This is a genomic window from Pseudomonas sp. zfem003 (assembly GCF_032621675.1).
Classification (GTDB): Bacteria; Pseudomonadota; Gammaproteobacteria; order Pseudomonadales; family Pseudomonadaceae; genus Metapseudomonas; species Metapseudomonas otitidis.
In genome coordinates, this window is sequence record NZ_JAVYJG010000001.1 from 508,521 (window position 1) to 535,056 (window position 26,536).

Consider the following 26,536-nt stretch of genomic DNA (forward strand, 5'->3'; position numbering starts at 1 on the left):
GCCAGGTGCGCGAACTGGTGTCCAGCAACATCGGCCAGCTGTTCCAGCACTTCTCCAGCCTCGCCCAGCGCCTGGACCAGACGCTGCAGCGCTCGGAGAACGTGGTGGGCGGCTCCGGCGTCGCCGACAACCTGCGCCATGCCCAGCAGCGCCTGGACGAGGTCACCACCGCCTTCCACAAATCCGCCGATCGCAAGACCGAACTGCTTAACACCATCGGCCACCTGGACAGCTACGCCACCGAGCTGCAGAGCATGTCCAAGCACGTCCAGGACATCGCCAGCCAGACCAACCTGCTGGCCCTCAACGCCGCCATCGAGGCCGCTCGCGCCGGTGACTACGGGCGTGGCTTCTCGGTGGTGGCCGACGAGGTGCGCAAGCTCTCCAGCCTCTCCGCCGAGACCGGCCAGCGCATGGTGGAGAAGGTCGGCGAGATCAACCAGGCCATCCGCGGCACGGTCAACGCCGCCGCCGAGCTGTCCAGCAGCGAGGAAAACAACCTGCGCTACCTGGACCAGGTGGCCGGGGAAATCATGAAGGACCTGGGCGCCAACCTCGACGAACTGGCCGAGAGCGCCATCGCCCTACAACAGGACGCCCGCACCACCCAGGGCGACATCCAGCAGATCATCGTCGGCATGCAGTTCCAGGACCGCACCGACCAGATGCTCGACCACCTGCAGCACGACATCGAGCGCCTGCGCCACGCCGTGCAGAGCCAGGACCCGATCCTCGGCGAGCCCCATCGCTGGCTGGCCGAGCTGCGCCGGCAGTTCACCACCGACGAAGAACGCACCGGCCGGCGCGCCAAGCCGGCCGACAACGAAGTCACCTTTTTCTGATCCGGGAGCCACACATGAGCAAGACCATCCTCATCGTCGACGACTCATCCTCGATGCGACAGCTGGTGAAGATGACCCTGGGCGGCGCCGGCCACCAGGTCATCGAAGCCGTCGACGGCCGCGACGCCCTGACCAAGCTCAACGGGCAGAAGATCAACCTCATCATCAGCGACGTGAACATGCCCAACCTGGACGGCATCAGCCTGGTGAAGGAGATCAAGAACAGCAAGGACTACCGCTTCACCCCCATCGTCATGCTCACCACCGAGAGCGAGCAGGCGAAGAAAGCCGAAGGCCAGGCCGCCGGCGCCCGTGCCTGGATCGTCAAGCCGTTCCAGCCGCAACAGCTGCTGGCCGCCGTCGAGAAGCTGGTGGGTTGAGATGCTCACGGTCCATGTGAAAGCCCCGGGGCACCTCGAGCTGGAGGGCAGGCTGACCATCTACGAGGTGGCCGACGCCCACGCCGAGCTGACCGCGCGGCTGGCCGAGCAGGCGGCCGACCAGCCCTGGCGGCTGGACCTGCATGCCCTGGAAGACCTCGACAGCGCCGGCCTGCAACTGCTCCTGGCGCTGCGCCGGCAGGTGCTCGGCAATGGCGCCATGCTGGTCATGGAAGGCATCCAGGGCGGCCCCCTGGAACTCATCACCCTGCTGCGCCTGGAGCACCTGCTCCCGGCCGCCGCCGCACCCACGGCCTGAGCGGAGACCGCCATGCTCAACGGAGACCAGTGGAGCCAGCTGCTGCAGGGGTTCATCGAGGAAGCCCGCGACCTCAGCCAGCAGGCCGAGGAATACCTGCTGCAGCTGGACCAGCAGCCCGACGACGCCGAAGCCATCAACGGCCTGTTCCGCGCCATGCACACCCTCAAGGGCTCGGCCGGACTGTTCTCCCTGACCCCGCTGGCCAGCTTCACCCACCACCTGGAAAACCTGCTGATGGCGGTGCGCGACGGCCAGCGCCGCCTGGAGCCGTCGCTGGTCTCGCTGATGCTGCGCTGCCTCGACGAGATCGTCTCGATGATCGCCCTGATCGACGCGGAGACCGGCGAGTTGCCGGTGGACGAAGCGCACCAGGCCGAGCTGCTGGCCGCCCTGGCGGCGCACCTGGGCGAGCCCCTGGCCACCGCACCCGAGACGCACGAAGCGCCGGCAGCCGCCCAGGAAGAGCGCGGCAGCGGCGCCTGGCACCTGTCGCTGCGCTTCGACGGCGACCTGCTGCGCAACGGCTTCGACCCCATGTCGTTCATCCAGTACCTGGGGCGCCTGGGCACGGTCACCAGCCTGGAAGTGCTCGACGACAACCTGCCGCCCTTCGCCGAGATGGACCCGGAAACCTGCTACCTGGGCCTGGAGATCGACCTGGACACCCCGGCGAGCAAGGCCGAGATCGAGGACGTCTTCGAGTTCATCCGCGACTTCTGCACCCTGCGCATGCTGCCGCCGGCCAGCACCCTGGACGATTGCCTGCGGCTGATCCAGGCCCTGCCGGAAGCCGACGAGCGCATCGGCGGCATCCTCGTCGCCGCCGGCCTGCTCACCGAACACGAACTGCAGCAGGGCCTCGCCGTCCAGGCCAGCGCCCCGGCGGAGAAACCGCCCCTGGGCGCGGTGCTGGTGGAACAGGGCCTGGTGGCGCCCCAGGCGGTGGACGCCGCCCTCGCCCGCCAGCAGAAGACCCGCCGCGACGGCGAGCGCCGCGCGCCGAATACCGAAAGCACCCTGGTGAAGGTGGCAGCCCACAAGCTCGACGAACTGATCAACCTGGTGGGCGAGCTGGTGATCAGCGCCGCCGCCGCCCGCATGCAGGCCCAGGAACATGGCAACCCGCAGTGCCAGGAGAGCGCCCAGACGGTGAACCAGCGCGTGGAGCAGATCCGCGAGGCGGCCCTGAAGCTGCGCATGATCGAGATCGGCGACACCTTCAACCGTTTCCATCGGGTGGTGCGCGACGTCAGCCAGCAACTGGGCAAGGACATCCGCCTGGAGATCCGCGGCGCCGATACCGAGCTGGACAAGACGGTGATCGACAAGCTCGCCGACCCCCTCACCCACCTGGTGCGCAACGCCATCGACCACGGCATCGAACCCGCCGAACAGCGCCTGGCCGCCGGCAAGAGCGCCGAGGGTCACCTGGGCCTGAACGCCTTCCACGAGTCCGGGATGATCGTCATCGAGGTCAGTGACGACGGGCGCGGACTGAACACCGCGCGCATCCGCGAGAAGGCCATCGAGCGCGGCCTGCTGGAGCCGCAAGCCAACCCGCCGGAACACGAGGTGCAGCGGCTGATCTTCGCCGCCGGCTTCTCCACCGCCGACAACGTCTCCGACCTCTCCGGCCGGGGGGTCGGCATGGACGTGGTGCGCAGCGCCATCGAGGCCCTGCGCGGCAGCATCGAGATCGACTCACGCCCCGGCCAGGGCTGCGTCTTCCGCATCCGCCTGCCGCTGACCCTGGCCATCATCGACGGCTTCCTCGTTAGCCTGGGCGGCGAGCATTTCGTGGTGCCGCTGAACCTGGTCACCGAATGCCTGGAGCTGGACGAGACGCGCCTCGGCCGCCGTGCCTACGGCCACATCGAACTGCGCGGCCGCCCGCTGCCCTGTATCGACCTGGCCGCCCACTTCGACCTGCCCAGCAGCCCCCACGGTCGCCGCAACATCGTGGTGGTCAGCCTCGGGCGGCGCCAGGCCGGGCTGATCGTCGACGAGCTGCACGGCGAGTTGCAGACGGTGATCAAGCCCCTCGGCCTGCTCTTCGAACACCTTCGCGGTATCAGCGGCTCCACCATCCTCGGCTCCGGCCAGGTGGCGCTGATCCTCGACATCGCCAGCCTGCTCCAGCACCTGCAACAGAACGCGGACGCAGAACCGCGCACCCTCGCCCATCCCGTACCAGCACGGCCCGATCTCGCGGGCCAGTAGGAGAGCCTCACCATGCAATTCGTCCGCAACATGAAAATCGGGGTCCGGCTGATCGCCGGCTTCTCCCTGGTGGTGCTGCTCACCGCCGCGGTGGGTGGGCTGGGTATCGTCAACCTGTCCAAGGTCAACGACCTCACTGACAAGATGTACCTCGGCGAGGTCGGCGCGCTGAAGACCATGATGAAAGCCAACATGGACCTCATCTACACAGGCCGTCACTTGCGCAGCAACCTGCTGGCCACCACCCAGGACGACCGCCAGCGCACCGCTGACCAGGTGGAAAGCTCGCTGAAAAGCCTGCACCAGAACCTCGACAAGGCCCGCGACAGCTTCAAGAGCGAGCAGTCCATCGCCAAGCTGGCGCAGATGGAGGCAAGCCTGAACGAGTACGAGGATGTGGTGCGGCGCATGCTGGCCCTGAACCGCAATGCGCCGTTGGCGGAGGCCACCGAGCTGACCGCGCTGATGCCCGAGCTGCGCCAGCACGGCAATACGGCGGACAAGCTGCTCACTGACCTGGTCGACCAAAAGGACGCCCGCGCCAAGGAGGCCAACGACACCATCACCGAGATCTACCTCGGTTCGCGCACCCAGCTGATCGTCCTGATGGTCATCGCCGCCGTGATCGGCTTCGCCATCGGCATCTTCGTCACCCGCTCCATCACCCGCCCGCTGAACCGCGCGGTGGCGGTGGCCGACAACCTGGCCGAGGGTGACCTGTCCACCGAGATCGAGGTGGACAGCCGCGACGAGACCGGCCGCCTGCTGGCCTCCATGCAGCACATGACCGAGCGCCTGCGCACCGTCATCAGCGACGTGCGCAGCGCCGCCGACTCGCTGTCCTCGGCCTCCGAGGAAGTCAGTGCCACCTCCCAGTCCCTCAGCCAGGCCGCCACCGAACAGGCCGCCAGCGTCGAGGAAACCACGGCCTCGGTGGAGCAGATGTCCGCCTCCATCGCGCAGAACACCGAGAGCGCGCAGATCACCGACGGCATCGCCGGCAAGGCCGCCAACGACGCCGTGCAGGGTGGCCAGGCGGTGGGCGAGATGGTTCAGGCGATGAAACAGATCGCCAACAAGATCGGCATCATCGACGACATCGCCTACCAGACCAATCTGCTGGCCCTCAATGCCGCCATCGAGGCCGCCCGCGCCGGCGACCACGGCAAGGGCTTCGCGGTGGTCGCCGCCGAAGTGCGCAAGCTCGCCGAACGCAGCCAGGTGGCCGCCCAGGAGATCGGCGGCGTGGCCAGCAACAGCGTGCAACTGGCCGAGCAGGCCGGGCACCTGCTGGACGAGATCGTGCCGAACATCCAGAAGACCTCCGACCTGGTGCAGGAGATCACCGCCGCCTCCCGCGAGCAGAGCACCGGCGCGTCGCAGATCAACATCGCCATGGGCCAGATGAACCAGATCACCCAGCAGAACGCCTCCGCCTCCGAGGAGCTGGCCGCCACCGCCGAAGAGATGAACGCCCAGGCCGGGCAGTTGCTGGAGCTGATCAACTACTTCCGCCTCGAAGCCAACGCTGCACGGTCCGCGGCGCCGACACGGGCCGAGCGCCCTGCCGCCGCCGTGCGCGAATTGCGCCGGCCGACCACTGCCGTGGCCCGCAAGCCCCAGCCGGTGGCCGACGAAGGCCACTTCGTGAACTTCAACTAAGGGGGACGGCATGAGCGAACTCCAGGCAGTCCTGGCCAGCGAGGCGGAGGAAAGCGTGCAGCACCTGTCGTTCCGGGTGCGTGACGCGCGCTACGCGCTGCCCATCGACCTGGTGCGGGAGATCATCGAATACGGCCAGGTCACCACCGTGCCGATGATGCCGGTCTTCATCCACGGGGTGATCAACCTGCGCGGCAACGTGGTGCCGGTGATGGACCTGGCAGCGCGCTTCGGCCAGAACCTGAGCGTGCCGAACAAGCGCACCTGCATCGTCATCATCGAGCTGGACCTGGACGAACAGCACCAGCGCATCGGCCTGGTGGTGGACGCGGTGGACGCGGTGCTGGACATCGAGCCCGACCAGGTGGAGCAGGCGCCCCCCTTCGGCGCTGGCATACGCACCGACTTCATCGCCGGGATGGCGCGGGACGAGCGCGGCTTCACCATCATTCTCGACGTGCGGCGCGTGCTGTCGCTGGAGGACATCCGCCAGTTGAGCCTCGCCCAGCAGGCCGGCTGATGCCCCACCAGCACCTGCCCAAGCTCAGCGACGCCGACTTCCGGCAGTTGCAACAGCTGATGCTGGAGGCTTCGGGCATCCACATGACCGACCAGAAGCGCATCCTCATGGCCGGCCGCCTGATGGGCCGGCTGCGGGCGGTGGGCGCGGGCACCTTCACCGATTACCTGCGCCTGCTCGGCGACCCCGCCAACCAGGACGAGCGACGCCTGGTGGTGGACCTGCTGACCACCAACGAGACCTATTTCTTCCGCGAGCCGCAGCACTTCAAGATGCTCGGCGAATGGGCCGCCCACCAGCGCAAGCCGCTGCACCTGTGGAGTGCGGCCAGCTCATCCGGCCAGGAGGCCTTCAGCATGGCGATGACCCTCGCCGAACATGCCCGGACCAAGGACTGGTCCATCTTCGCCAGCGACCTCAGCCTGCGCATGCTGGAAAAGGCCCGCAGCGCCACCTACCCCATGGAGCAGGCCGAGCACTTCCCCCCCGGCTGGCTGCAGCGCCACTGCCTGCGCGGCGTGGAGGAAAGCGCCGGGCTGTTCCGCATCAGCCAGGCGCTGCGTCATCGGGTGATGTTCGCCGAGCTCAACCTGACCCGGCCGATCCCCCGGGAGATCGGCCCCTTCGACGTGATCTTCCTGCGCAACGTGCTGATCTACTTCGGCCAGGACGAGAAGCGCGGCATCGTCGAGCGGCTGGTGGAGCGCTTGCGTCCGGAGGGCCTGTTCTTCATCGGCCACGCCGAAAGCCTGCACGGCTTCAAGCTGCCGCTGCGGGCGGTCCGCCCCTCGGTCTACCAACGCACATGAATCCGGCCAGGGGGAACGCCGCCATGATCAAGGTTTTCATCGTCGATGACTCGGCCCTGGTGCGCCAGGTGCTCACCGCTTGCCTCGACAGCCACCCTGGCATCCAGGTGATCGGCCAGGCCGCCGACCCGTTGTTCGCCCTGGACAAGATGCGCAAGCAATGGCCCGACGTGCTGGTGCTGGACGTGGAGATGCCGCGCATGGACGGCATCACCTTCCTGCGCAAGATCATGGCCGAGCGCCCGACCCCGGCGATCATCTGCTCGACCCTGACCGAGAAAGGCGCGGCGGTGACCCTGGACGCCCTCGCCGCCGGTGCCGTGGGGGTGTTCACCAAGGCCCGGCAGGGGCTGAAGGACAGCCTGCAGCAGATGTCCGGCGAGTTGATCCGGCAGATCGAGGCCGCCGCCCGCAGCCGCCCGCATGCCATGCCCAGCACCGCCGTGCCGGCCGCCGCCCCTCCCAGGGAGGCGCCCGCTCCCCGCCCCACCGCCCTGTCCACCACCGACCGGGTGGTGGCACTGGGCACCTCCACCGGAGGCACCCAGGCCCTGGAAGTGGTGCTGCGCCAACTGCCGGTGGACTGCCCGGGGATCGTCATCGTCCAGCACATGCCGGAGAAATTCACCGCCGCCTTCGCCCAGCGTCTGGACAGCATCTGCGCCATCGACGTGCGGGAGGCAAAACACATGGATCGGGTGCGCCCGGGGCTGGCGCTGGTGGCCCCCGGGGGCAAGCACATGCAGCTCAAGCGCAGCGGTGCCCAGTACCTGGTGGAGGTGCTCGACGGCCCGCCGGTGAACCGCCACCGACCTTCGGTGGACGTGCTGTTCCGCTCGGTGGCGCGCCACGCCGGGCACAACGCCATGGGCGTGATCATGACCGGCATGGGCGACGACGGCGCTCGTGGCCTGCTGGCCATGCGCGAAGCCGGCGCCCGCACCGTGGCCCAGGACGAGGCCAGTTGCGTGGTGTTCGGCATGCCCAAGGAGGCGCTGCGCATGGGCGCGGCCCAGGTGACGGAGCCGCTCGGCCGTCTGTCGGAAGTGATCGTGCAGTACGCCCGCGGCCAGCCCAGCGCCCGCGCTCACGAAAGCGCACGCTAGGGCCTTCCGCTCCCCGGCCATCGATGATGGCCGGTTGCTACCGTTCGTCCGGACCAAAGAGGCGAACTTTTGCGAACGGTGCTACTCCGTAGCTGTACGGTCTGCCCTTTTTCAGGGCACGCCGCACGTCTGGAGTACCCGAGTCTCGCAATGAGCAAGGAGCGCCCATGACCTGTCGACTGCTATTGGCCGACGACCACGCCCTGATCCGCGTGGGTGTCCGCGCCATGGTCAACGAACTGGAAGGCTACGAAGTCGTCGGCGAAGCGGAGGATGGCGAACAGGCCGTCGCCATGGCCGAGCGGCTGCGACCCGACATCATCCTCCTGGACATCTCCATGCAGGGCCTCGACGGCCTCGAAGCCCTGCAGCGCCTGGGCCACCAGGTGCCGGAATCCCGCGTGTTGATGCTCTCGATGCACGCCGAGGCGGAGCTGGTGCTGTCCGCCCTGAAGAAGGGCGCCTGCGGTTACCTGCTCAAGGATGCGGCCATGTCCGAACTGCACATGGCCCTGAAGGCCGTGGACCGGGGCCAGTGCTACCTGAGTTCCGCCGTGGCGCAACCGGTGATCGAACAGGCCCTGGCGACCCACGACGAAGTGGACGCCGAGCTGACACAGCGCCAGGTGGAGATCCTCCGGCTGATCTGCCGGGGCGCCTCGACCCGGGCCATCGCCGACGGGCTGGGCCTGAGCGTGAAGACGGTGGAGGCGCACCGGGCGCAGATCATGAAGCGCCTGGACATCCACGACGTGCCCGGGCTGGTCCTCTACGCGGTGCGCAAGGGCATCATCCGCCCGGACGACTGAGGATCACTGAACGGTGGTGGCGTCTTCCCGGGCGAGCCCGAAGGTCTGCCGCCACCACTGCCCCACCTGGCAGGTGGCCAGGGCGCGGGTGCTGCAGGCACCGCTGGAGAGCGCCTGGCGCAGGCCGTCGATGTCGGCGCGGTTCACGTAGGCAATCGCATCCTCCATGTCCATCGGGTCGCCGAAGCCGCCGGCACGCATCTCTTCCAGCGCCTGGTCGCGGCTCCAGCCCTGCAGCAGGATGCGGTACATGGCCGCCATCAGCCCGGTGCGGTCACGCCCGTGCTTGCAGTGCATCAGCACCGGGCCACGGCCTTCGGCCTGCTGCACCACGCGCATCACCTGCAGCACATCGTCATCGCTGACCCGGTCGGCGTGCAGCGGGATGCTCACCCGCTCCACCGGGCTGTCGCCCAGCCATTCGCGGTCGTCGTCCTTGATGAAGCTGATCACCGTGCGCACCCCCAGGCCGTTGAGCTGGGGCAGGTCGCCACGGCTCGGCAACGCGCTGCGGTAGAGGGTCGGGGTCATGCGGTAGAGGTTGATCGCCGGGTTCACCGGGGTGGCCCAGGTGGGGCCGGGGATCGGGCTGCCGGGGGTCTCCAGGGATAGCGTACGGGCCTGGGCGGCGGTGACGCAGAGCAGCAGGAGCGCTGCCACGGCGGCGAAGGTGAGGGAGAAGTGGGGGCCTCGGGACATGGGCGCTTCCTCGTTCAGGTCGCCCACAGACTGGCCAATGGGCCGTAAAGCGCCCATCAAAAGATCGTGAAAAAAACGTTGACCCACCTGCGGACCGATGGGTGCCACGGAGGGGGGTGGCTGGTCTAGAATCCCTACGCATAAATCCGACTGCGCCCTATCAGTCCATGGATATACAAAGCCGTACCCAGCTCCTGCGTGCCCTGATCGACCAACTCAGCGAGGAACACCCTCGCGATGCCCGCCACCTCGACGGCGACCCCCAGCGGGTGCTGATCGGCCTGCGCGATCTCAACGAACTCGGCCTGATCTGCGCCCAGCTCGACTGGTCCGAGTCCTGCGATGCCCAGGGTCTTCTGCTGGCCGACGCCCGGGCCATCACACTCACCCGCCGTGGCGTCGCCTTCCGCCAGGGTTGAGCCCTACTCCACCGCTGACAGTTCGGTGTTGAGCGACATCGAGGTGTAGGGGCGGTCGTCGAAACGCCGGTACTTCTCCAGCCACGCCGCATAGGCCTCGCCATCGCCGGCGTAGCGACCGCTGCTGCGGTAGCGCAGGCCGTCCACCAGGCGCCGCTCGATCACCGCCGGGTGTGCCGGGTGGCGCTGGGTGGTGAACAGGTACACGGTGCCGTCGCGCTCGTTCTTGATGATGGTCACCTGGTTCGACGAGGAATAACGGATCGCCGGCAGGGTCAGCGCGCGGTTGTAGTCGGCCCGCCATTGCTGCTCGCTGATGGGCGCCGGCAGGCTCGGGGTTGCCTGGGCCTCGGCGGCGTTGTCGCCCGCGCCGAACAGCCCCAGCAGGAATGCGAAGATCGTGTCCATGATGTGCCCCTCGTGAGGTCCCTACCTGGGTGAGAGGCGCAGCGCCCTCCCCGGTTCAGTAAATATATGTGCCGCCCGCTTGCGGGCCCCTTCTGCTCAACCGGCCTGAACCAATCCCGCCTCCGGGGTTCGATCTTTCATCACCGCCCGGCAGCCCGGCCGGGCCCCGTCGATGAAACGGAGGCCCCATGCACACCCCCCACGCTCGCAATGCCCTGCTCCCTCGTATTCTGGGCGTCGCCCTGCTGGCCATGGCCATTGCGCTGGTGGTGGGTGGCGGCCAGCTCATCGGCCTCGGCGGCTCCTGGTACTACCTGCTGGCCGGGCTCGGCGTGGGCGCCAGCGCCCTGCTGCTGCTCACCCATCGTGGCCAGGCGCTGCTGGTATTCGCCGCTGTGCTGGCGGGCTCCACTGTATGGGCCTGGTGGGAAGTGCACCTTGACTGGTGGCAACTGGTGCCGCGCCTGGCGCTGTGGTTCGTCGTCGGCCTGGTGCTCTGGTTGCCCTGGGTGCGCAACAGCCTGGCGGATGCCGGGCGCCTGCCGGCCAACGCCCTGCTGGTGGCCCTGGTGCTGGCCGGGGGCACGGCGCTGGCCGCGCAATTCACCGAGCCGCATCGCTTCCCCGGCATGATCGACCGCGCGGCGCCGGCCAGCGCCCCGACGACGCCACCTGCCCAGCCCGCCGGAGACTGGCAGGCCTACGGGCGCAGCAACGCCGGCGACCGATATTCGCCCCTGGACCAGATCACCCCGGAGAACGTCGACCAGCTGGAGCTGGCCTGGAGCTACCGCACCGGAGACCTGCCCGGCCCCGACGACCCGCAGGAGACCACCGCCGAGAACACCCCGCTAAAGGCCAACGGCCTGCTCTACGTGTGCACGCCCCACAGCCAGGTGATCGCCCTCGACCCGGACAGCGGCCGGGAGATCTGGCGCTTCGATCCGAAGATCAGCACCCAGGACGCCGACAGCTTCAAGGGCTGGGCCCACATGACCTGTCGCGGCGTCGCCTACCACCAGCAGGACACGCCCGGCAGCGGCCAGCGCTGCGAACGCCGGCTGTTCCTGCCCACCGCCGACACCCGCCTGATGGCCCTGGACGCCGACGACGGCAAGCCCTGCGAGGACTTCGGCGACAAGGGCTCCATCGACCTCACCCGAGGCATCGGCAGCTTCACGCCCGGCGGCTACTACTCCACCTCGCCGCCCGGCGTCAGCCGCGACCTGGTGATCATCGGCGGGCACGTGACCGACAACGTCTCCGAGGACGAACCCTCTGGCGTGATCCGCGCCTACGACGTGCGCGACGGCCACCTGGTGTGGAACTGGGACCCGGGCCGCCCCGACGACACCGCGCCGCTGGCCGAGGGCCGCACCTACACCCGCAACTCGCCGAACATGTGGTCGGTCATGAGCCTGGACGAGGAACTGGGCCTGCTCTACCTGCCCATGGGCAACCAGACGCCGGACCAGTGGGGCGGCCGCCGCACCCCGGCCTCCGAGACCTACAGCGCCGGCGTCACCGCCCTGGAGATCGCCACCGGCAAAGTGCGCTGGACCTTCCAGATGACCCACCACGACCTCTGGGACATGGACGTCGGCGGCCAACCGACCCTGGTGGACCTGCCGGGGCAAAAGCCCGGTGACGCCCCGCGCCCAGCGCTGATCGCCTCCACCAAGCAGGGCAGCCTCTACGTGCTCGACCGGCGCACCGGCCAGCCCATCGTCCCGGTGAAGGAAACCCCGGTGCCCCAGGGCGCCGCCAAGGGCGACTTCACTGCCCCCACCCAGCCCATGTCGGCCCTCAACCTGATGCCGCCGCCCCTGCGCGAGCGGGACATGTGGGGCGGCACACCGTTCGACCAGATGCTCTGCCGCATCCAGTTCCGCTCCCTGCGCTACGAGGGCATCTACACCCCGCCCTCCGAGCAGGGCAGCCTGGTCTATCCGGGCAATTTCGGCGTGCTCGACTGGGGCGGGATCGCCGTCGACCCGGTGCGCCAGGTCGCCTTCCTTAACCCCAACTACATGGCCTTCACCTCCCGGCTGATCCCCGCCGAGCACGCCCGGGACGAGCCGGCGCGCAAGAGCGAGATCGAAGGCGTGCAACCCAACACCGGCGCGCCCTTCGGCGCCGTGCTGGCGCCCCTGCTCTCGCCCCTCGGCCTGCCCTGCCAGAGCCCGCCCTGGGGCTACGTGGCCGGGCTGGACCTGACCACCCTGGAGATCGCCTGGAAGCACAAGAACGGCACCGTGCGCGACAGCTCCCCGCTGCCGTTGCCCTTGCCCATGGGCGTGCCCAGCCTGGGCGGGCCCATCGTCACCGCCGGGGGTGTCGCCTTCCTTGCCGGCACCCTCGACCAGTACCTGCGGGCCTACGACCTGCGCACCGGGGAGCAGCTGTGGCAAGGCCGCCTGCCCGCCGGCGGCCAGGCCACCCCCATGACCTACACCGGCAAGGACGGACGCCAGTACGTGCTGGTGGTGGCCGGCGGCCACGGCTCGCTGCACACCCGCCAGGGCGACTACGTGCTGGCCTTCGCCCTGCCCCGGCGTTGACCATGGGGCGCCTGCTCGGCCTCGCGGCCCTGGCCTTGCTCACGGGCTGCACGCTACGGCCGCCCGCCCCGCTGCAACTCGTGGTGGGCTGCAGCGGCCCCACCTGCCCGGGCCTGCTGCGCTATGCCTTCGATCCCCAGTCGGGCCGTCTGGAGGCGAGCCCGGCGCAGCGCCTGCCCCTGGCCAATGCCACCTGGCTGGTGGTCGACCCTGGCCGGCCCCTGCTGTTCGCCGTCGACGAGCAACCCCAGGGGCGCGTGAGCAGCCTGGGCATCGGCGCCCGGAGCGAGCTGACGGTGCTCGACAGCGTCGACAGTGGCGGCGCCGAGCCCACCTACGCCAGCCTCAGCGAGGATGGCCGTGCCCTGTTCGTCGCCCACTACGCCACCGAACCCCGGCCCGGCGGCAGCCTGTCGTTGCTGCCGGTATCGGATACCGGCCGCCTGGGCCCGGTGCGACAGCGCTGGCACCAGCCCTTCGAGCAACCGGGCTCGCTGCGCCAGGGTTCCTCCCACCTGCATGCCGCCGTGGCCATCGACCGGCAGCTGCTGGTCACCGACCTGGGGGCGGACCGGGTGTATGCCTTCGACTACCGAAGCACCGCGAAGGGCCCGACGCTGACGCCTGCCGATCCCCCCTACCTGGCCGTACCGACAGGCAGCGGCCCGCGCCACCTGGTGTTCGACGCCCGTGGCCGGCACGGCTACCTCAGCCTGGAACTCGGCAACCAGGTCGCCCTGCTGGAGCGCCAGGGCACACGGCTCACCTACCGTGGGCAGGTGGACCTCGACCCCGCACCGGCTGCAGGCGACAACCGCCTGGGGGCCCTGCACCTGTCGCAGGATGGGCGCTTCCTCTACGTGGCCCGGCGCGGGCTACACAACCAGATCGTGACCTACCGGGTGCGCGAGGATGGCGGCCTGGACGAGCTCCAGCGCCACGACAGCGGCGGCGAAGAGCCGAGGGAGTTCACCCTCTCCCCCGACGGACACTTCCTGCTGGTGGCCAACCAGCGCAGCGACCGCATCACCGTCCTGCGCCGCGACCCGGCCAGCGGCCGCCTGCAGGATGTGGTGCAGGAACTGCAGACACCGGCGCCGGCCACCTTGCGCTTCCTGCCCTGATCAGGCGGCGCGGGCCACGCTGCCGCACAGCCGGGCACAGGCCTCGCAGGCATCGGCACAGGCCAGGCACCAATCCGGGTCATGGCGCTGGCACTCCTGGGCGCAGAGCCGGCACAGCGTCGCGCAGAAGTGGCCGAACGGCGCCGCCTGGGGGCTCTCCGCCGACACCAGCTCGGTCATCACCAGGCAGGTGTCCGCGCATTCGCGGCCCAGTTCGACGCAGCGTTCGAGGTCCTCGCCGCTTTCGTCCAGGCGGCTTTCGCTGACCAGCCGGGAACAGGCCTCGATGCAGGCCCGGCAGGCTTCAAGACAGGCTTCGCGTGGTGTTTCCATGGGCATTCTCCTGGGTTCGATACAGGTTCGGTGGCTGCAACACTCCCGGGTTCCCGTCGGCCGACCGGCTGTCACGCCACGCAGGGCCAGGGACGTCTAGCATTCAGACGTGATGGGATTCACACTTCGCTTCCCTTCTGGAGAGCCTGCATGGACACCCCGACCGACCGCCCAAGCCCCTGCGCCCACTGCCGTGACGGCAACGCACTCGACTTCGACTTCAGCATGGCGTTCCAGCCCATCGTGGACCTGCGCGACGGCAGCCTGTTCGCCTACGAAGCCCTGGTGCGCGGGCTCGACGGCCAGGGCGCGGGCAGCGTGCTGGAGCGGGTCACCGACGCCAATCGCTACGCCTTCGACCAGGCCTGCCGGGTGAAGGCGGTGGAGCTGGCCGCGCGCCTGGACGTGCCCTGCTTCGTCAGCATCAACTTCCTGCCCAATGCTGTTTACCAGGCTGCCACCTGCATCCGCGCCACCCTTGAGGCCGCACGCCGCTTCGGCTTCCCCACCAGCCGGCTGATCTTCGAGATCACCGAGGGCGAGGAGCTGGTGGACAAGGCCCACCTGAAAAGCATCATCGCCGAGTACCGCAAGCAGGGCTTCAAGACCGCCATCGACGACTTCGGCGCCGGCTATTCCGGCCTCAACCTGCTGGCCGAGTTCCAGCCGGACATCATCAAGCTGGACATGGCGCTGATCCGCAACATCGACCAGGACCCGGTACGCGAGGCCATCGTCCGGGGCATTCTCGGCGTCTGCCAGGCACTATCCATCGAGGTCATCGCCGAGGGGGTGGAGACCGACGAGGAGCTGGCCAAGCTCCGGGCGTTGGGTGTTCACCTCTACCAGGGCTTCCTGTTCGCCCGACCAGCGTTCGAGCAGTTGCCGGAGGTGAGGTGGCCGGCGGCCTGACCCCCTGCGCAAAAAAAGCGCCCCGTAGGGCGCTGGAAGGCCACACGGCGAAAGGAGCCTCGCCGGTGGGGTCGTCGAACCCACCCCGGGAGGGCGTGGGCAGGTTCGGCAAGGGTTCATCGCACCACCGGCGTTTCCTCCGACCAGCTACCCCCCAGGGCACGGAACAGGTCCACCAGGGCCAGTTGCCGCTGGGTGCGGGTTTCGATCAGGGCCAGTTCGTTGCCGAAGCTGGTGCGCTCAGCGTCCAGGTAGCGCAGGTGGCTGTCCACCCCACCCTCGTAGCGCGCACGGGCCAGCTTGAGGGTTTCCCGGCTGGTGTCGGCCAGGGCGCTGCGGGCGGCCTCTTCGCGGCGCAGGGTATCGTTGGCGACCAGGGCGTCGGCCACTTCGCGGAATGCCACCTGCACGCTGGCCTCGTAGGCAGCCACGGCTGACTCCTTGCGCACCTCGGCCAGGTCGAGGTTGGCGCGGTTGCGGCCGGCGTCGAACAGCGGCAGCGTCAGGGTCGGCACGAAGCTCCAGCTACGCGAGCCGCCGTCGAACAGGCCGGACAGCTCGGCGCTGGAGGTGCCGAGGCTGCCGGTGAGGCTGATGCGCGGGAAGAACGCCGCCCGCGCGGCACCGATGTCGGCATTGCGCGCCTTGAGGCGGTGCTCGGCAGCGAGGATGTCGGGGCGGCGCTCGATCAGCGCCGACGGCGTGCCGGGGGCGATGTCCTGCAGCACCCGGGCGGCCTCCGGCAGCGGCTCGGGGACGTCCCGGACGGCCTCGGCGGTGCCCAGCAGCAGCACCAGGGCATTGAAGGCCTGGCGCCGTTCGCGCTCGATGCGCTCCAGCTCGGCATTGGACTGCTCCACCAGGCCCCGGGCCTCCTGAAAGTCCAGGGCGGTGGCGGTGCCGGCCTGGCGCCGCCGCTCGGTCAGGGCGAAGGAGGCCTCGCGGCTGGCCAGGGTCCGCCGGGTCAGCTCCAGCCGGCGCACCGCACCGTCATAGGTGAGGTAGGCCTGGGACACCTCGGCCACCAGCGCCACCCGTGCAGCGCGGCCGGCGGCTTCGGTGGCGAGGTACTGCTCCAGCGCCGATTCGCTGAGGCTGGCGACCCGGCCGAACAGGTCCAGCTCGTACTCCGGCACCGCCAGGCCCACCTGGTAGCTGTGGCTGACCGATGAGGTACCACTGCTGGAAAGATCCCCCGGCACCCGCTGGCGATTGCCCGAGGCCGTGGCGCCCAGGCCGGGCACCCGGTCGGCGCGCTGGATGCGGTACTGGGCGCGGGCCTGCTCGATGTCCAGCAGGGTCTGGCGCAGCGAGCGGTTGTTGTGCAGGGCGATGCCCACCAGGCGACGCAGTTCGGGGTCGGTGATGAAGCCCTGGCCGTCCACCCGCTCCACGGTGGACGGGGACGCCGTGGCACCGCTCCAGGCGCCCGCCACCGGCGCCTCGGGGCGCTGGTAGCTGGGTGCGAGGGAGCAGCCGCCCAGGGCGAGGGCCAGCAGGGTCGATGCGATGAAAACAGGGGTACGCACGGCAATCACTCCTGGGCCGGGACGGGTTGGGCAACGGGGGCCGGCCGGCTGCGCAGCAGCGACAGCACCCAGACGAAGCAGACGGGCACGAACACCACCCCCAGCAGCGTGGCGCCGAGCATGCCGCCGATCACGCCGGTACCGATGGCGCGCTGGCTCGCTGCCCCGGCGCCGGTGGCCAGGGTCAGCGGCACCACGCCGAGGATGAACGCCAGGGAGGTCATGACGATGGGCCGGAAGCGCAGGCGCGCGGCTTCGATGGCCGCCTCGCCCAGGCTGCGGCCCTGCTCCCACAGTTCCTTGGCGAACTCGACGATGAGGATCGCGTTCTTCGCCGCGAGGCCGATGATGGTGATCAGCCCCACCTTGAAATACACATCGTTGGCCAGGCCGGCGACGATCACCGCCAGCACCGCGCCCAGGGCGCCGATGGGCACGATGAGCATCACCGTGAAGGGGATCGACCAGCTCTCGTACAGCGCCACCAGCAGCAGGAACACCACCAGGATGGCAAGGGCGAACAGCTGGGTCGCCTGGCCGCTGGCGACCTGCTCCTGGTAGGAGAGCCCGGTCCACTGGTAGCCGATGCCCTCGGGCAGGCGCGAAGCCAGGCGCTCCATCTCGGCCATGGCCTCGCCGGAGCTGACGCCGTACCTGGCGTCGCCAGCGATGCGGATGCTGGGGTAGCCGTTGTAGCGCACGATCTGCACCGGCCCCTCTTCCCAGCGCGGGGTGACGAAGGTGGCCAGCGGCACCTGCTCGCCCCGGTCGTTGGGGACGAACAGGCGCAGCACGCTTTCCGGGGTCATCCGCGCGCCCTGCTCCGCCTGCACCACCACGCGTTGCTGGCGACCGCTGTTGGAGAAGTCGTTGATCACCGCCGAACCGAAGGCGGTGGACAGGGTGCTGTTGATCGCCTCGAAGCTGACCCCGTGGGCGCGGGCCTTCTCGCGGTCGATGTCCAGGCGCAGCTGGGGCGCCTCGGCCAGGCCTTCCATCATCGCGTAGAGGATCTTGGGGTTGCCGTTGGCCTCGCCGAGCAACTGGTCACGGGCGGCCAGCAGGGCCTCGCGGCCGAGGCCGGCGCGGTCCTGCAGGCGCAGGGCGAAACCGCCGGAGTTGCCCAGGCCGTCGATGGGTGGCGGCATCACCGCCATCACGCTGCCGTCCTCGGGGGCGGCGAAACGGGCGTTGACGGCGGCGGTCTCCGCCTCGGCGGACTGCTCGGGCCCGCGCTGGGACCAGTCCTTGAAGGTGGGGAATGCCAGCGCGGCGTTCTCCCCCTGGCCGGAGAAGCTGAAGCCCATCACCAGGAAGCTGTTGGCAATCGCCTCGCGGGACTGCAGGAAGGCCTCCAGCTGCTGGGCGGTGGCGTCGGTACGGGCGCGGGTGGCCCCCGGAGGGAGCTGCACGTCGACGATGTTGTAGCCCAGGTCCTCCGCCGGCACGAAGGCCTCCGGCAGGCGCACATAGCTGTAGCCGAGCACGGCGACGAGGCCGAGGTAGACCAGCATGAAGCGGCCCGCACGGCGCACCAGCCTGTGGTTGAGCAGCGTGTAGCGCTCGGTGAGCGCGGTGAAGAAGCGGTTGAAGGCGCCGAAGAAACCGCGCTTCTGGTGGTGACCACCTTCGATGGGCTTGAGCAGCGTGGCGCACAACGCCGGAGTGAAGGTCAGCGCCAGGAAGCCGGAGAAGAGGATCGACACCGCCAGCGAGAGGGAGAACTGCTGGTAGATCACCCCCACCGAGCCCCCCATGAAGGCCAGGGGCAGGAACACCGCCGCCAGCACCAGGGTGATGCCGACGATGGCGCCGGACACCTGCTGCATCGCCTTCACCGTGGCCGCCACCGGGGGCAGGCCTTCCTCGGCCATGATCCGCTCGACGTTCTCCACCACCACGATGGCGTCGTCCACCAGGATGCCGATGGCCAGCACCATGCCGAACATGGTCATCATGTTCACCGAGAACCCCAGCCCGTACATGATCGCCAGGGTGCCCAGCAGGCACACCGGCACCACGATGGACGGGATCAGCGTGTAGCGCACGTTCTGCAAGAACAGGAACATCACCAGGAACACCAGCACCATGGCTTCCAGCAGGGTGTGGATCACCTTCTCGATGGCCACGTCGACGAAGCGCGAGGTGTCGTAGGGCACCGAATACTCGACGTCATCGGGGAAGTTCGCCGAGAGCTCGGCCAGCCGCTGCCTGACGGCCTCGGCGGTCTGGATGGCGTTGGCACCCGGGGCCAACTGGATGGCGCCGGCCACCGCCGGCTTGCCGTTCAGGCGCGCGGCGAAGTTGTAGTTCTCGCTGCCCACCTCGATCCGTGCGACGTCCGCCAGGGTGACGCGGGAGCCGTCGGCATTGGCCCGCAGCATGATGCGCCCGAAGGCCTGGGGATCGTCCAGGGTGCCCTTCACCGCCAGGGTGGCGGTCAGCTCCTGCTCGGTGCTGCCCGGGGAACTGCCGAAGGCGCCTGCCGGCACCTGCACGTTCTGCCCACGGATGGCGCTGCCGACGTCGTCGATGGAGAGCCCGTAGCCCACCAGCTTCTGCGGGTCGACCCAGACCCGCATGGCGGCCTCGGAGGAGAAGAACTGCAGCTTGCCCACCCCGGGCACCCGGCGCAGTTCGTTGTTGATGTGGCGCGCGGCATAGTCGCCCAGCGCCGTGGTGTCGGCATGCTCGGCACCGGGCTTGTAGTTCAGCGCGTAGATCAGCAGGAAGCCGGCACTGGCCTGTTCCACCTGCACACCCTGGGTGAGCACCGCCTGGGGCAAGCGCGCCTCGGCCTTCTTCAGGCGGTTCTGCACATCCACCTGGGCCAGCTGCGGGTCGGTGCCCGGCTGGAAGGTCACCGTCACCTCGGCGCTGCCGTTGGAGTTGCTGGTGGACTCGAAGTACAGCAGGTCCCTTGCACCATTGAGCTCCTCTTCGATCACGCTGGTGACCGAGTCCACCAGCACCTGGGCGGAAGCCCCCGGGTAGGTGGCGCCGATGGAGATCTGCGGCGGCGCGACGCTGGGGTACTGCGCCACCGGCAGGGCCGGGATGGCCAGCAGGCCGGCCAGGGAGATGAACAGCGCCACCACCCAGGCGAACTTGGGCCGATTGATGAAGAACTGCGACATTCAATGATCCTCGCGACGGCCGGCGCTCACTGGCGCGCCGCCTGTTGGTCCGCGGCCGGGCGCACCACCACGCCGGCCCCCGGTTGCAGGCCGGCCAGCCCGCTGACGATGACCTGGTCCCCCGGCTGCAGGCCGTGCAGCACCTGCCAGCGGGCGCCCTGCATCACGCCGGTTTCCACCGCGCGGGCTTCGGCACGGCCGTCGCTGCCGACGACCAGCACCTGGGCGACGCCGTCCGCGCCACGCTGCACCGCACGCTGCGGCACCAGCAGCGCCTTGCGGTCGATGCCCTGAGGGGCCAGCACGCGCACGTACATGCCCGGCAGCAACAGCTTGCCGGGGTTGGCGAAGCGCCCGCGCAGGGCCACCTGGCCGGTGCCGGGGTCCACCGACACATCGGTGAACAGCCACTCGCCGGTGGCCTCGTGGTCGGTGCCCTCAACCCGCAGGCTCAGGGGCAGGTCGCCGCTGCCGTCGAGGCCGCCGGCCTTGAGCGACTCGCGCAGGCGCAGCACCTCGGCGGCGGGCTGGGTGAAGTCGACGTAGACCGGGTCCAGTTGCTGGATGCGCGCCATCAGGGTGGCGTCGCCCTGCCCCACCAGCGCGCCTTCGGTGACCAGCGCACGGCCGATACGCCCGGAGATGGGCGCCGTCACCGAGGCGTAGCCCAGGTTCAGCCGCGCGGTCTCGACGTCGGCGCGGGCCGAACGGGTCGCCGCCTCGGCACTGCGCAGGTCGGCGGTGGCGCTGTCGTAGTCCTGCCGGCTGACCGCCTCGATCTTCACCAGCGGCTCGTAGCGGCGAACCCGCGCACGGGCTTCGTGCAGCGTCGCCTCGGCCCGGGCCAACTCGCCTTCGGCACGTGCCAGGGCAGCCTTCAGCGGGGCCGGGTCGATCTGGAACAGCAGGTCGCCGGCCTTGACGTCGGCGCCTTCCTCGAAGCGCTTCTGCACCACGATGCCGGCCACCCGCGCCCGCACCTCGGCCACCCGCACCGGCTCGACGCGCCCGGGCAGCTCGGCGACCCGGGCCAGGGGCTCGGCCCGTACCACCACGGTCTGCACCTCGCGCGGCGGCATCTCGCCCACCGCGGCCTCGCCCGCCTGTTCACACCCGGCGAGCATCACGCCCGCCACCACCAGGGAAAGGATTCCCGTACCGCGCCACCTGCCCATGCTTCACCTGCACCTTGGCCTTGAACCTTGAAGGGCGCGAATAATCCTATGAAAAACCATATGAGTCAATTTTGTCTCACAGGAGACTTTGTTAAACAAAATTGCACAGTGCCATTGAGGATTGGGACTTTTCCTGCACAATGGCGCCCTCCCTGTCCGTTGAATCGAGCCCGAGGACATGCCATGCCGCAGCCCCACCAAGACGAACGCCTGCTCAAGGCCCTCGCCGTGGCCTTCGTGGACCGACCACGCGCCACCCTCAAGGACCTGGCCGAGGCCGCCGGGGTCAGCAAGGCCACCCTGCACCGCTTCTGCGGCACCCGGGACAACCTGGAAGAGATGCTGATGAGCTACGGCGCCGAGGTGCTGCACCAGATCATTTCCGAGCCGGCCCTGCAGCAGGGAGACCCGCTGACCGGCCTGCGCACGCTGATCCGCGAGCACCTGGCGAACCGCGAGATGCTGGTGTTCCTGATGTTCCAGTACCGCCCAGAGACCCTGCATTCGGAGCTCGAGGCGAGCCGCTGGCAGCCCTATGTGGATGCGCTGGATGCCTTCTTCCTGCGCGGTCAGCAGGACGGCCTGCTGCGCATCGATACCCCCGCGCCGGTGATGACGGAACTGTTCATCTCGCTGATCTACGGCATCGCCGACGCCGAGCGCCGGGGGCGCGCCGCGCCGGCCCAGTCGGCCCTGGCCGTCGAGCAGTTCTTCCTCCAGGGCACGGCCCGGGCTTCATGAACAGGTGCCGGGTGACGCTCTACTAGGCTGTAGCAAGGCCAAGCGAACCCGGACACCCATGAGCAACGTTCAACACGAAGCCGAACGCCTCCAGCTGCTGCGCAGCCTGGAAATCCTCGACACACCGCCTGAGCAGGTGTTCGACCGCATCACCCGCGTGCTGGCCAGCACCCTGGGGGTACCCATCGCCCTGGTGTCGCTGGTGGATGAACACCGCCAGTGGTTCAAGTCCCGAGTGGGGCTGGACGTGCAGGAGACGCCGCGCGACGCCGCCTTCTGCGTCCACGCCATCGGCGGCAGCGGCACGCTGGTGGTGGAGGACGCCCGCACCGACGTGCGCTTCCGCGACAACCCCCTGGTTGTCGGCGCCCCTCACATCCGCTTCTACGCCGGCACGCCGATCCGCACCCGCGAGGGCTTCGCCCTGGGCACCCTGTGTGCCATCGACGACCGCCCCCGGCAGCTCACCGACGAACAGCGCCGGGTGCTGGAAGACCTGGCCGCCCTGGTCGCCCGCGAGTTCCACCTGCGCGAGGCGGCCCTCGACTCGCGGCGCCTGGCCCGTGAGGCCGAAGGCCGCTTCGAGATGCTGTTCGAGCGTGTCGGCTCCGGCCTCGCCGTGGTCAGCCCCGAAGGGCGCTGGCTGCGGGTCAACCAGGCGCTGATCAAGCTGCTCGGCTACAGCCGCGAGGAGCTGGCCGGCATGAACTTCGCGGATGTCACCGTGCCCGAAGACCTGGATGCCGACCTGGTCCAGGTGGAGCGGCTGATCCGGGGCGAGATCGACCGCTACGAGCTGGAGAAGCGCTACGTGCGCAAGGACGGCCGCCCCATCTGGGTGAGCATCACCGTGACCAAGCAGCTCGACCGCCGTGGCGCCCTGGAGCACTTCCTCGCGGTGATCAACGACATCGATGCACGCAAGCACACCGAAGCCCACCTGGCGGAGCTGCAACGCACCCTGGAACAGCGCGTCCACGAACGCACCCAGGCCCTGGCGGAGCGCGAGATGGAGCTGCGCGCGGTGCTGGAGCACACCCAGGACGCCTACGTGGCGATGGACAGCGAGGGCTGCATCAGCGCCTGGAACCGCGCCGCCGAGGCGCTGTTCGGCTGGACCCGGGACGAAGCCATCGGCCAGGCCTTGCACGACCTGCTCATTCCCGAGCCCATGCGCCAGGCGCACCTCGACGGCCTGCGCCATTACCTGCGCACCGGCGAGCACCAGGTGCTGGGCCGGCGCATCGAATTGGACGCCCTGCACAAGGACGGCCGCCTGATGCCCCTGGAGGTGCACATCGACGCCCTGCGGGCCGGCGGCAAGGTGCTGTTCAACGCCTTCCTCCACGAGATCAGCCAGCGCAAGCAGCGCGAAGCCCGCCTGCGCCGCGAGGCCCTGCAGGACCCGCTCACCGGCCTGCCCAACCGCCGCGCGCTGTACGACCACCTGCCGGCGCTGATGGCGCGTGCCGATCGCCACGGCGAGGCCTTCGCCCTGATGTTCCTCGACCTGGATGGCTTCAAGCAGGTCAACGATGCCCTCGGCCACGACGCTGGCGATGCGCTGCTGCGCGAAGTGGCCCGTCGCCTGCGCGCCAGCCTGCGCAGCGCCGACCAGGTCTACCGCCTGGCGGGCGACGAGTTCACCTTGCTGGTCCATCCCCTGGGCGACCGCCCGGCGGTGCATGCCGTGGCGGAGAAGGTGCTGGCCGCCATCCGTACGCCCTACCAGCTGGAAGGACGGAGCGCCGAGGTGCAGGTGAGCATCGGCGTGGCACTGTTCCGCCCCGGCGACGGGCGCAGCCACGCCCAGCTGATCAAGGACGCCGACGCGGCGATGTACCAGGCCAAGCAAGAGGGGCGCGACCGCTACCGCATCGCCAAGGCCGACCTGGCCTGGGCCAGCGGCACCTAGCCGCGCGAAACCAGGCGACAGCACCACGCGGATCGTTCAGCATGCGGGCTCCCTCCACGGCACCGACACAGGAGACTCGCCGATGGACCCGACCCGCATCGCCGGCTTCCTGCTGGACCTCGACGGCACCCTGGTGGACACCGAGACCATCAACCTCGCCTGTTCCCTGCACGCCCTCGAATCCCTGGGCCTGCCGGACGCCGCACAGCTGTGCGAAGGCCTGGTGGGCATCGACTGGCCGGCCTACCGCCAGCGCCTGTTCGACCACTACGGCGCCGACTTCCCGCTGAACGATTTCGGCGCCGCCTACCTGCGCCACAAGACCCTCATGCTGCAGGACGGCCTGCCGCTCAAGCCCGGCGTCGTCCCCCTGCTCAGCGCCATGCGCGAGAGCGGCCGGCCGATGGCCATCGCCACCTCCTCCCACCGCCGCTCGGCCCACGAGCACCTGGCCCTGGGCGGCATCGACGGCTTCTTCGACGTGGTGGTGACCCGCGACGACGTCGACCTGGGCAAGCCCGACCCGGCGCTGTACCTGCTGGCGGCCCAGCGCGTGGGCCTGGCCCCGGCGGACTGCCTGGCGGTGGAGGACTCCATCCCCGGGGTGGCCGCCGCCCATGCTGCCGGCGTACCGACGCTGATGGTGCCGGACATGACCCAGCCCCCCGAAGACACCCGGCGCCGTTGCCTGGCCGTGCTGCCCGACCTGCACGCGGTGCTCGACCTGCTGCGCCGCGAAGGCGTGCTGGGCGGAGCCGGCTGACGCGTCGCAAGGTGAACGAAGCTCCACTCCCTGCGCTCTGAACTGGAGGACGCCGCGATCGGCGCGGCGCACCGGTCCGGAGGAGCGCCATGCACGACCCCGAGTACCTCGACTGGCTGAGCCAGCGCTCGATGCTGGAAAGCGCGCGCCAGCGAGCCCGTCTCTACGCCGGCCAGCCACGCCTGTGGCAGCAGCCCTACGCCCTCACCCGCCCCCGCAGCGTCACCGCCGTGGCTTCGGTGTGGTTCACCGCCTACCCCGCCTCGATCATCGCCCCCGATGGCATGAGCGTGCTCCAGGCCCTGGCGGACGAACGTCTGTGGAGCGCCCTCTCGGAACTGGGGGTGCAGGGCATCCACACCGGCCCGTTGAAGCGTGCCGGCGGCCTCTCGGGCCGCGACTACACCCTGACGGTGGACGGCAACTTCGACCGCATCGGCCTGGACATCGACCCGCGCTACGGCAACGACGAGCAGCAGGTGCACCTCAGCCGGGTGGCCGCCGCGCACAACGCCGTGACCATCGACGACTGCATCCCCGCCCACACCGGCAAGGGTGCCGACTTCCGCCTGGCAGAGCGCGCCGTGGGCGACTACCCCGGCCTCTACCACATGGTGGAGATCCCCGAGCAGGACTGGACCCTGCTGCCGGACGTGCCGGAAGGCCGTGACGCGGTCAACCTCCCGCCGGACGCGGTGGACGCCCTGCGCGAGCGCAACTACATCGTCGGCCAGCTGCAGCGGGTGATCTTCTTCGAACCCGGGGTCAAGGAAACCGACTGGAGCGCCACGCCACCGGTGGAGGGCGCGGACGGCAAGCGTCGGCGCTGGGTCTACCTGCACTACTTCAAGGCCGGCCAGCCCTCGCTGAACTGGCTGGACCCGAGCTTCGCGGCCCAGCAGCTGATCATCGGCGACGCCCTGCACTCCATCGACGTGCTCGGCGCGCGGGTGCTGCGCCTCGACGCCAACGGCTTCCTCGGCGTGGAGCGCCGCGCCCAGGGCACCGCCTGGTCGGAGAGCCACCCGCTGTCGATCACCGCCAACCAGCTGCTCGGCGGGATGATCCGCAAGGCCGGGGCCTTCAGCTTCCAGGAGCTGAACCTGACCCTGGACGACATCGCCGCCATGTCACGGGGCGGCGCCGACCTCTCCTACGACTTCATCACCCGCCCGGCGGCCCAGCACGCGCTGCTGACCGGCGACACCGAGTTCCTGCGGCTGATGCTGCAGCAGATGCACGCCTACCAGATCGACCCGGCCTCGCTGATCCACGCCCTGCAGAACCACGACGAGCTGACCCTGGAGCTGGTGCACTTCTGGACCCTGCACGCCACCGACACCTACCAGTACAAGGGCCAGAGCCTTTCCGGGGCGCTGCTGCGCGAGCAGGTACGCGGCGAGATGTACGAGCGCCTGGCGGGGCCGGAGGCCCCCTACAACCTCAAGTTCGTGACCAACGGCGTGGCCTGCACCACCGTCAGCCTGATCACCGCCGCCCTGGGCCTGCGTGACCTGGAGGCGCTGACGGCGGACGACATCGCCCGCATCCGCCGGCTGCACCTGCTGCTGTTGATGTTCAACGCGCTGCAGCCGGGGATCGTCGCGCTGTCCGGCTGGGACCTGGTAGGCGCCCTGCCCCTGGCCGCCGAGCAGGTCGCGCCGCTGATGGCCGATGGCGACACCCGCTGGATCCATCGCGGTGCCTACGACCTGGCCGACCTGGCGCCGGACGTGGACCGCTCCACCGAAGGCCTGCCCCGGGCGCGCAGTCTCTACGGCAGCCTGGTGACGCAGCTGCGCGACCCGGACTCCTTCGCCGCCCAGGCCCGCCGTTTGCTAGCCGTGCGCCGCGCCTACGGCATCGCCTCCAGCCACCAGCGCCCGTTGCCGGAAACCCGCCATCCGGGGCTGCTGGTGATGGTCCATGACCTGCCGGCCGGGCGCGGCACCCAGATCACCGCACTGAACTTCAGCGGCGAACCGCTCAGCGAAGTGCTGACCCTGGCGGACGTGCCGCCGGGGCCGGTGGTGAACATCCTGGATGAGCGCCTGGAGGGCGACCTGTCGGAACGGGGGGAGCTGCTGATCGAGCTGGAGGCCTACGAGGGGCGCGCCCTGCGCATCGCCACCAACGCGCCGATGCTCTAG

Annotated in this window: 23 protein-coding genes; 17 read left to right on the forward strand and 6 right to left on the reverse strand. The window is 69.5% G+C overall.

From position 1 onward, the window contains the following. Window positions 1-104 precede the first annotated feature (104 nt). The 9 genes from RTK35_RS02235 to RTK35_RS02275 all read left to right on the forward strand — a co-directional run bounded on the left by RTK35_RS02235 (window position 105) and on the right by RTK35_RS02275 (window position 8,670). On the forward strand, window positions 105-842 hold the full coding sequence (locus RTK35_RS02235) for a methyl-accepting chemotaxis protein (protein ID WP_410478626.1): 738 nt from the start codon (window positions 105-107) through the stop codon (window positions 840-842). 14 nt (window positions 843-856) lie between these two features. Then, the gene (locus RTK35_RS02240; RefSeq protein WP_044406509.1) at window positions 857-1,222 is read left to right on the forward strand and encodes a response regulator; all 366 of its coding nucleotides are present in this window, start codon (window positions 857-859) and stop codon (window positions 1,220-1,222) included. A 1-nt stretch (window position 1,223) separates the two neighbouring features. Beyond that, window positions 1,224-1,541, forward strand: coding sequence for an STAS domain-containing protein (locus RTK35_RS02245; RefSeq protein ID WP_316907268.1), 318 nt, complete (start codon window positions 1,224-1,226; stop codon window positions 1,539-1,541). Between the two features lie 12 nt (window positions 1,542-1,553). Continuing rightward, complete coding sequence (locus RTK35_RS02250; protein ID WP_316907269.1) at window positions 1,554-3,764, forward strand: chemotaxis protein CheA; 2,211 nt, start codon at window positions 1,554-1,556, stop codon at window positions 3,762-3,764. Window positions 3,765-3,776: 12 nt separating this feature from the next. Next, on the forward strand, window positions 3,777-5,426 hold the full coding sequence (locus RTK35_RS02255) for a methyl-accepting chemotaxis protein (protein WP_316907270.1): 1,650 nt from the start codon (window positions 3,777-3,779) through the stop codon (window positions 5,424-5,426). 10 nt (window positions 5,427-5,436) lie between these two features. Further along, window positions 5,437-5,946 (forward strand): chemotaxis protein CheW, encoded by a 510-nt coding sequence (locus tag RTK35_RS02260; protein ID WP_316907271.1) that lies wholly within the window; start codon window positions 5,437-5,439, stop codon window positions 5,944-5,946. Then, window positions 5,946-6,755, forward strand: coding sequence for a CheR family methyltransferase (locus RTK35_RS02265; protein ID WP_172433404.1), 810 nt, complete (start codon window positions 5,946-5,948; stop codon window positions 6,753-6,755). Before RTK35_RS02260 ends, RTK35_RS02265 begins: the two co-directional genes overlap by 1 nt. A gap of 23 nt (window positions 6,756-6,778) precedes the next feature. After that, window positions 6,779-7,861 (forward strand): chemotaxis response regulator protein-glutamate methylesterase, encoded by a 1,083-nt coding sequence (locus RTK35_RS02270; protein WP_316907272.1) that lies wholly within the window; start codon window positions 6,779-6,781, stop codon window positions 7,859-7,861. A 167-nt stretch (window positions 7,862-8,028) separates the two neighbouring features. After that, window positions 8,029-8,670, forward strand: a complete 642-nt coding sequence (locus tag RTK35_RS02275) for a response regulator (protein ID WP_282885721.1) — start codon at window positions 8,029-8,031, stop codon at window positions 8,668-8,670. Window positions 8,671-8,673: 3 nt separating this feature from the next. Here RTK35_RS02275 and RTK35_RS02280 read toward each other — a convergent pair whose 3' ends face one another. Continuing rightward, window positions 8,674-9,369 (reverse strand): dual specificity protein phosphatase family protein, encoded by a 696-nt coding sequence (locus tag RTK35_RS02280; RefSeq protein ID WP_316907273.1) that lies wholly within the window; start codon window positions 9,367-9,369, stop codon window positions 8,674-8,676. A 167-nt stretch (window positions 9,370-9,536) separates the two neighbouring features. Between RTK35_RS02280 and RTK35_RS02285 the strand changes: the two genes are divergently transcribed. After that, complete coding sequence (locus RTK35_RS02285; RefSeq protein WP_044406468.1) at window positions 9,537-9,788, forward strand: hypothetical protein; 252 nt, start codon at window positions 9,537-9,539, stop codon at window positions 9,786-9,788. 3 nt (window positions 9,789-9,791) lie between these two features. Here the strand turns inward: RTK35_RS02285 and RTK35_RS02290 are convergent, their stop codons facing one another. Continuing rightward, window positions 9,792-10,196 (reverse strand): hypothetical protein, encoded by a 405-nt coding sequence (locus RTK35_RS02290; protein ID WP_074972655.1) that lies wholly within the window; start codon window positions 10,194-10,196, stop codon window positions 9,792-9,794. Between the two features lie 188 nt (window positions 10,197-10,384). Between RTK35_RS02290 and RTK35_RS02295 the strand changes: the two genes are divergently transcribed. Together RTK35_RS02295 and RTK35_RS02300 are read left to right on the forward strand one after the other, a co-directional pair. Further along, window positions 10,385-12,757 carry a glucose/quinate/shikimate family membrane-bound PQQ-dependent dehydrogenase gene (locus tag RTK35_RS02295; protein WP_316907274.1) on the forward strand — a complete coding sequence of 791 codons (2,373 nt, stop codon included), beginning with the start codon at window positions 10,385-10,387 and terminating at the stop codon, window positions 12,755-12,757. Between the two features lie 2 nt (window positions 12,758-12,759). Then, window positions 12,760-13,881 (forward strand): lactonase family protein, encoded by a 1,122-nt coding sequence (locus RTK35_RS02300; RefSeq protein ID WP_316907275.1) that lies wholly within the window; start codon window positions 12,760-12,762, stop codon window positions 13,879-13,881. On the opposite strand, the gene RTK35_RS02305 is transcribed toward RTK35_RS02300, so the two are convergent. Beyond that, a complete protein-coding gene (locus RTK35_RS02305; RefSeq protein WP_182852505.1) occupies window positions 13,882-14,214 on the reverse strand; it encodes a four-helix bundle copper-binding protein in 333 nt (110 codons plus the stop codon). It lies immediately after the preceding gene. Between the two features lie 150 nt (window positions 14,215-14,364). Here RTK35_RS02305 and RTK35_RS02310 point away from each other — a divergent pair, with 150 nt between their 5' ends. Beyond that, window positions 14,365-15,126, forward strand: coding sequence for an EAL domain-containing protein (locus tag RTK35_RS02310; RefSeq protein ID WP_142009947.1), 762 nt, complete (start codon window positions 14,365-14,367; stop codon window positions 15,124-15,126). 116 nt (window positions 15,127-15,242) lie between these two features. On the opposite strand, the gene RTK35_RS02315 is transcribed toward RTK35_RS02310, so the two are convergent. The 3 genes from RTK35_RS02315 to RTK35_RS02325 are packed head-to-tail and all read right to left on the reverse strand — an operon-like array spanning window position 15,243 to window position 20,967. After that, window positions 15,243-16,655, reverse strand: a complete 1,413-nt coding sequence (locus RTK35_RS02315) for an efflux transporter outer membrane subunit (protein ID WP_316907276.1) — start codon at window positions 16,653-16,655, stop codon at window positions 15,243-15,245. A gap of 5 nt (window positions 16,656-16,660) precedes the next feature. Further along, window positions 16,661-19,792, reverse strand: coding sequence for an efflux RND transporter permease subunit (locus tag RTK35_RS02320; RefSeq protein ID WP_316907277.1), 3,132 nt, complete (start codon window positions 19,790-19,792; stop codon window positions 16,661-16,663). Between the two features lie 26 nt (window positions 19,793-19,818). Beyond that, a complete protein-coding gene (locus RTK35_RS02325) occupies window positions 19,819-20,967 on the reverse strand; it encodes a MexC family multidrug efflux RND transporter periplasmic adaptor subunit (RefSeq protein WP_182852502.1) in 1,149 nt (382 codons plus the stop codon). A gap of 183 nt (window positions 20,968-21,150) precedes the next feature. Here RTK35_RS02325 and RTK35_RS02330 point away from each other — a divergent pair, with 183 nt between their 5' ends. The 4 genes from RTK35_RS02330 to treS all read left to right on the forward strand — a co-directional run bounded on the left by RTK35_RS02330 (window position 21,151) and on the right by treS (window position 26,536). Continuing rightward, on the forward strand, window positions 21,151-21,708 hold the full coding sequence (locus RTK35_RS02330) for a TetR/AcrR family transcriptional regulator (protein ID WP_316907278.1): 558 nt from the start codon (window positions 21,151-21,153) through the stop codon (window positions 21,706-21,708). A 58-nt stretch (window positions 21,709-21,766) separates the two neighbouring features. After that, complete coding sequence (locus tag RTK35_RS02335; RefSeq protein ID WP_172433397.1) at window positions 21,767-23,623, forward strand: PAS domain S-box protein; 1,857 nt, start codon at window positions 21,767-21,769, stop codon at window positions 23,621-23,623. Window positions 23,624-23,705: 82 nt separating this feature from the next. Continuing rightward, window positions 23,706-24,386, forward strand: coding sequence for an HAD family hydrolase (locus RTK35_RS02340; RefSeq protein ID WP_172433396.1), 681 nt, complete (start codon window positions 23,706-23,708; stop codon window positions 24,384-24,386). Between the two features lie 89 nt (window positions 24,387-24,475). Beyond that, a complete protein-coding gene (treS, locus tag RTK35_RS02345; protein WP_172433395.1) occupies window positions 24,476-26,536 on the forward strand; it encodes a maltose alpha-D-glucosyltransferase in 2,061 nt (686 codons plus the stop codon).

Excerpts from the sequence above, each read along its gene's own strand:
- RTK35_RS02335 (WP_172433397.1), top strand. The coding sequence starts at position 21,767 with ATGAGCAACGTTCAACACGAAGCCGAACGCCTCCAGCTGCTGCGCAGC.
- RTK35_RS02285 (WP_044406468.1), top strand. The coding sequence starts at position 9,537 with ATGGATATACAAAGCCGTACCCAGCTCCTGCGTGCCCTGATCGACCAA.
- RTK35_RS02280 (WP_316907273.1), bottom strand. The coding sequence starts at position 9,369 with ATGTCCCGAGGCCCCCACTTCTCCCTCACCTTCGCCGCCGTGGCAGCG.
- RTK35_RS02255 (WP_316907270.1), top strand. The coding sequence starts at position 3,777 with ATGCAATTCGTCCGCAACATGAAAATCGGGGTCCGGCTGATCGCCGGC.
- RTK35_RS02270 (WP_316907272.1), top strand. The coding sequence starts at position 6,779 with ATGATCAAGGTTTTCATCGTCGATGACTCGGCCCTGGTGCGCCAGGTG.
- RTK35_RS02320 (WP_316907277.1), bottom strand. The coding sequence starts at position 19,792 with ATGTCGCAGTTCTTCATCAATCGGCCCAAGTTCGCCTGGGTGGTGGCG.
- RTK35_RS02250 (WP_316907269.1), top strand. The coding sequence starts at position 1,554 with ATGCTCAACGGAGACCAGTGGAGCCAGCTGCTGCAGGGGTTCATCGAG.
- RTK35_RS02290 (WP_074972655.1), bottom strand. The coding sequence starts at position 10,196 with ATGGACACGATCTTCGCATTCCTGCTGGGGCTGTTCGGCGCGGGCGAC.
- RTK35_RS02325 (WP_182852502.1), bottom strand. The coding sequence starts at position 20,967 with ATGGGCAGGTGGCGCGGTACGGGAATCCTTTCCCTGGTGGTGGCGGGC.
- treS (WP_172433395.1), top strand. The coding sequence starts at position 24,476 with ATGCACGACCCCGAGTACCTCGACTGGCTGAGCCAGCGCTCGATGCTG.
- RTK35_RS02260 (WP_316907271.1), top strand. The coding sequence starts at position 5,437 with ATGAGCGAACTCCAGGCAGTCCTGGCCAGCGAGGCGGAGGAAAGCGTG.
- RTK35_RS02240 (WP_044406509.1), top strand. The coding sequence starts at position 857 with ATGAGCAAGACCATCCTCATCGTCGACGACTCATCCTCGATGCGACAG.
- RTK35_RS02275 (WP_282885721.1), top strand. The coding sequence starts at position 8,029 with ATGACCTGTCGACTGCTATTGGCCGACGACCACGCCCTGATCCGCGTG.
- RTK35_RS02265 (WP_172433404.1), top strand. The coding sequence starts at position 5,946 with ATGCCCCACCAGCACCTGCCCAAGCTCAGCGACGCCGACTTCCGGCAG.
- RTK35_RS02310 (WP_142009947.1), top strand. The coding sequence starts at position 14,365 with ATGGACACCCCGACCGACCGCCCAAGCCCCTGCGCCCACTGCCGTGAC.
- RTK35_RS02305 (WP_182852505.1), bottom strand. The coding sequence starts at position 14,214 with ATGGAAACACCACGCGAAGCCTGTCTTGAAGCCTGCCGGGCCTGCATC.
- RTK35_RS02245 (WP_316907268.1), top strand. The coding sequence starts at position 1,224 with ATGCTCACGGTCCATGTGAAAGCCCCGGGGCACCTCGAGCTGGAGGGC.
- RTK35_RS02340 (WP_172433396.1), top strand. The coding sequence starts at position 23,706 with ATGGACCCGACCCGCATCGCCGGCTTCCTGCTGGACCTCGACGGCACC.
- RTK35_RS02300 (WP_316907275.1), top strand. The coding sequence starts at position 12,760 with ATGGGGCGCCTGCTCGGCCTCGCGGCCCTGGCCTTGCTCACGGGCTGC.
- RTK35_RS02295 (WP_316907274.1), top strand. The coding sequence starts at position 10,385 with ATGCACACCCCCCACGCTCGCAATGCCCTGCTCCCTCGTATTCTGGGC.
- RTK35_RS02330 (WP_316907278.1), top strand. The coding sequence starts at position 21,151 with ATGCCGCAGCCCCACCAAGACGAACGCCTGCTCAAGGCCCTCGCCGTG.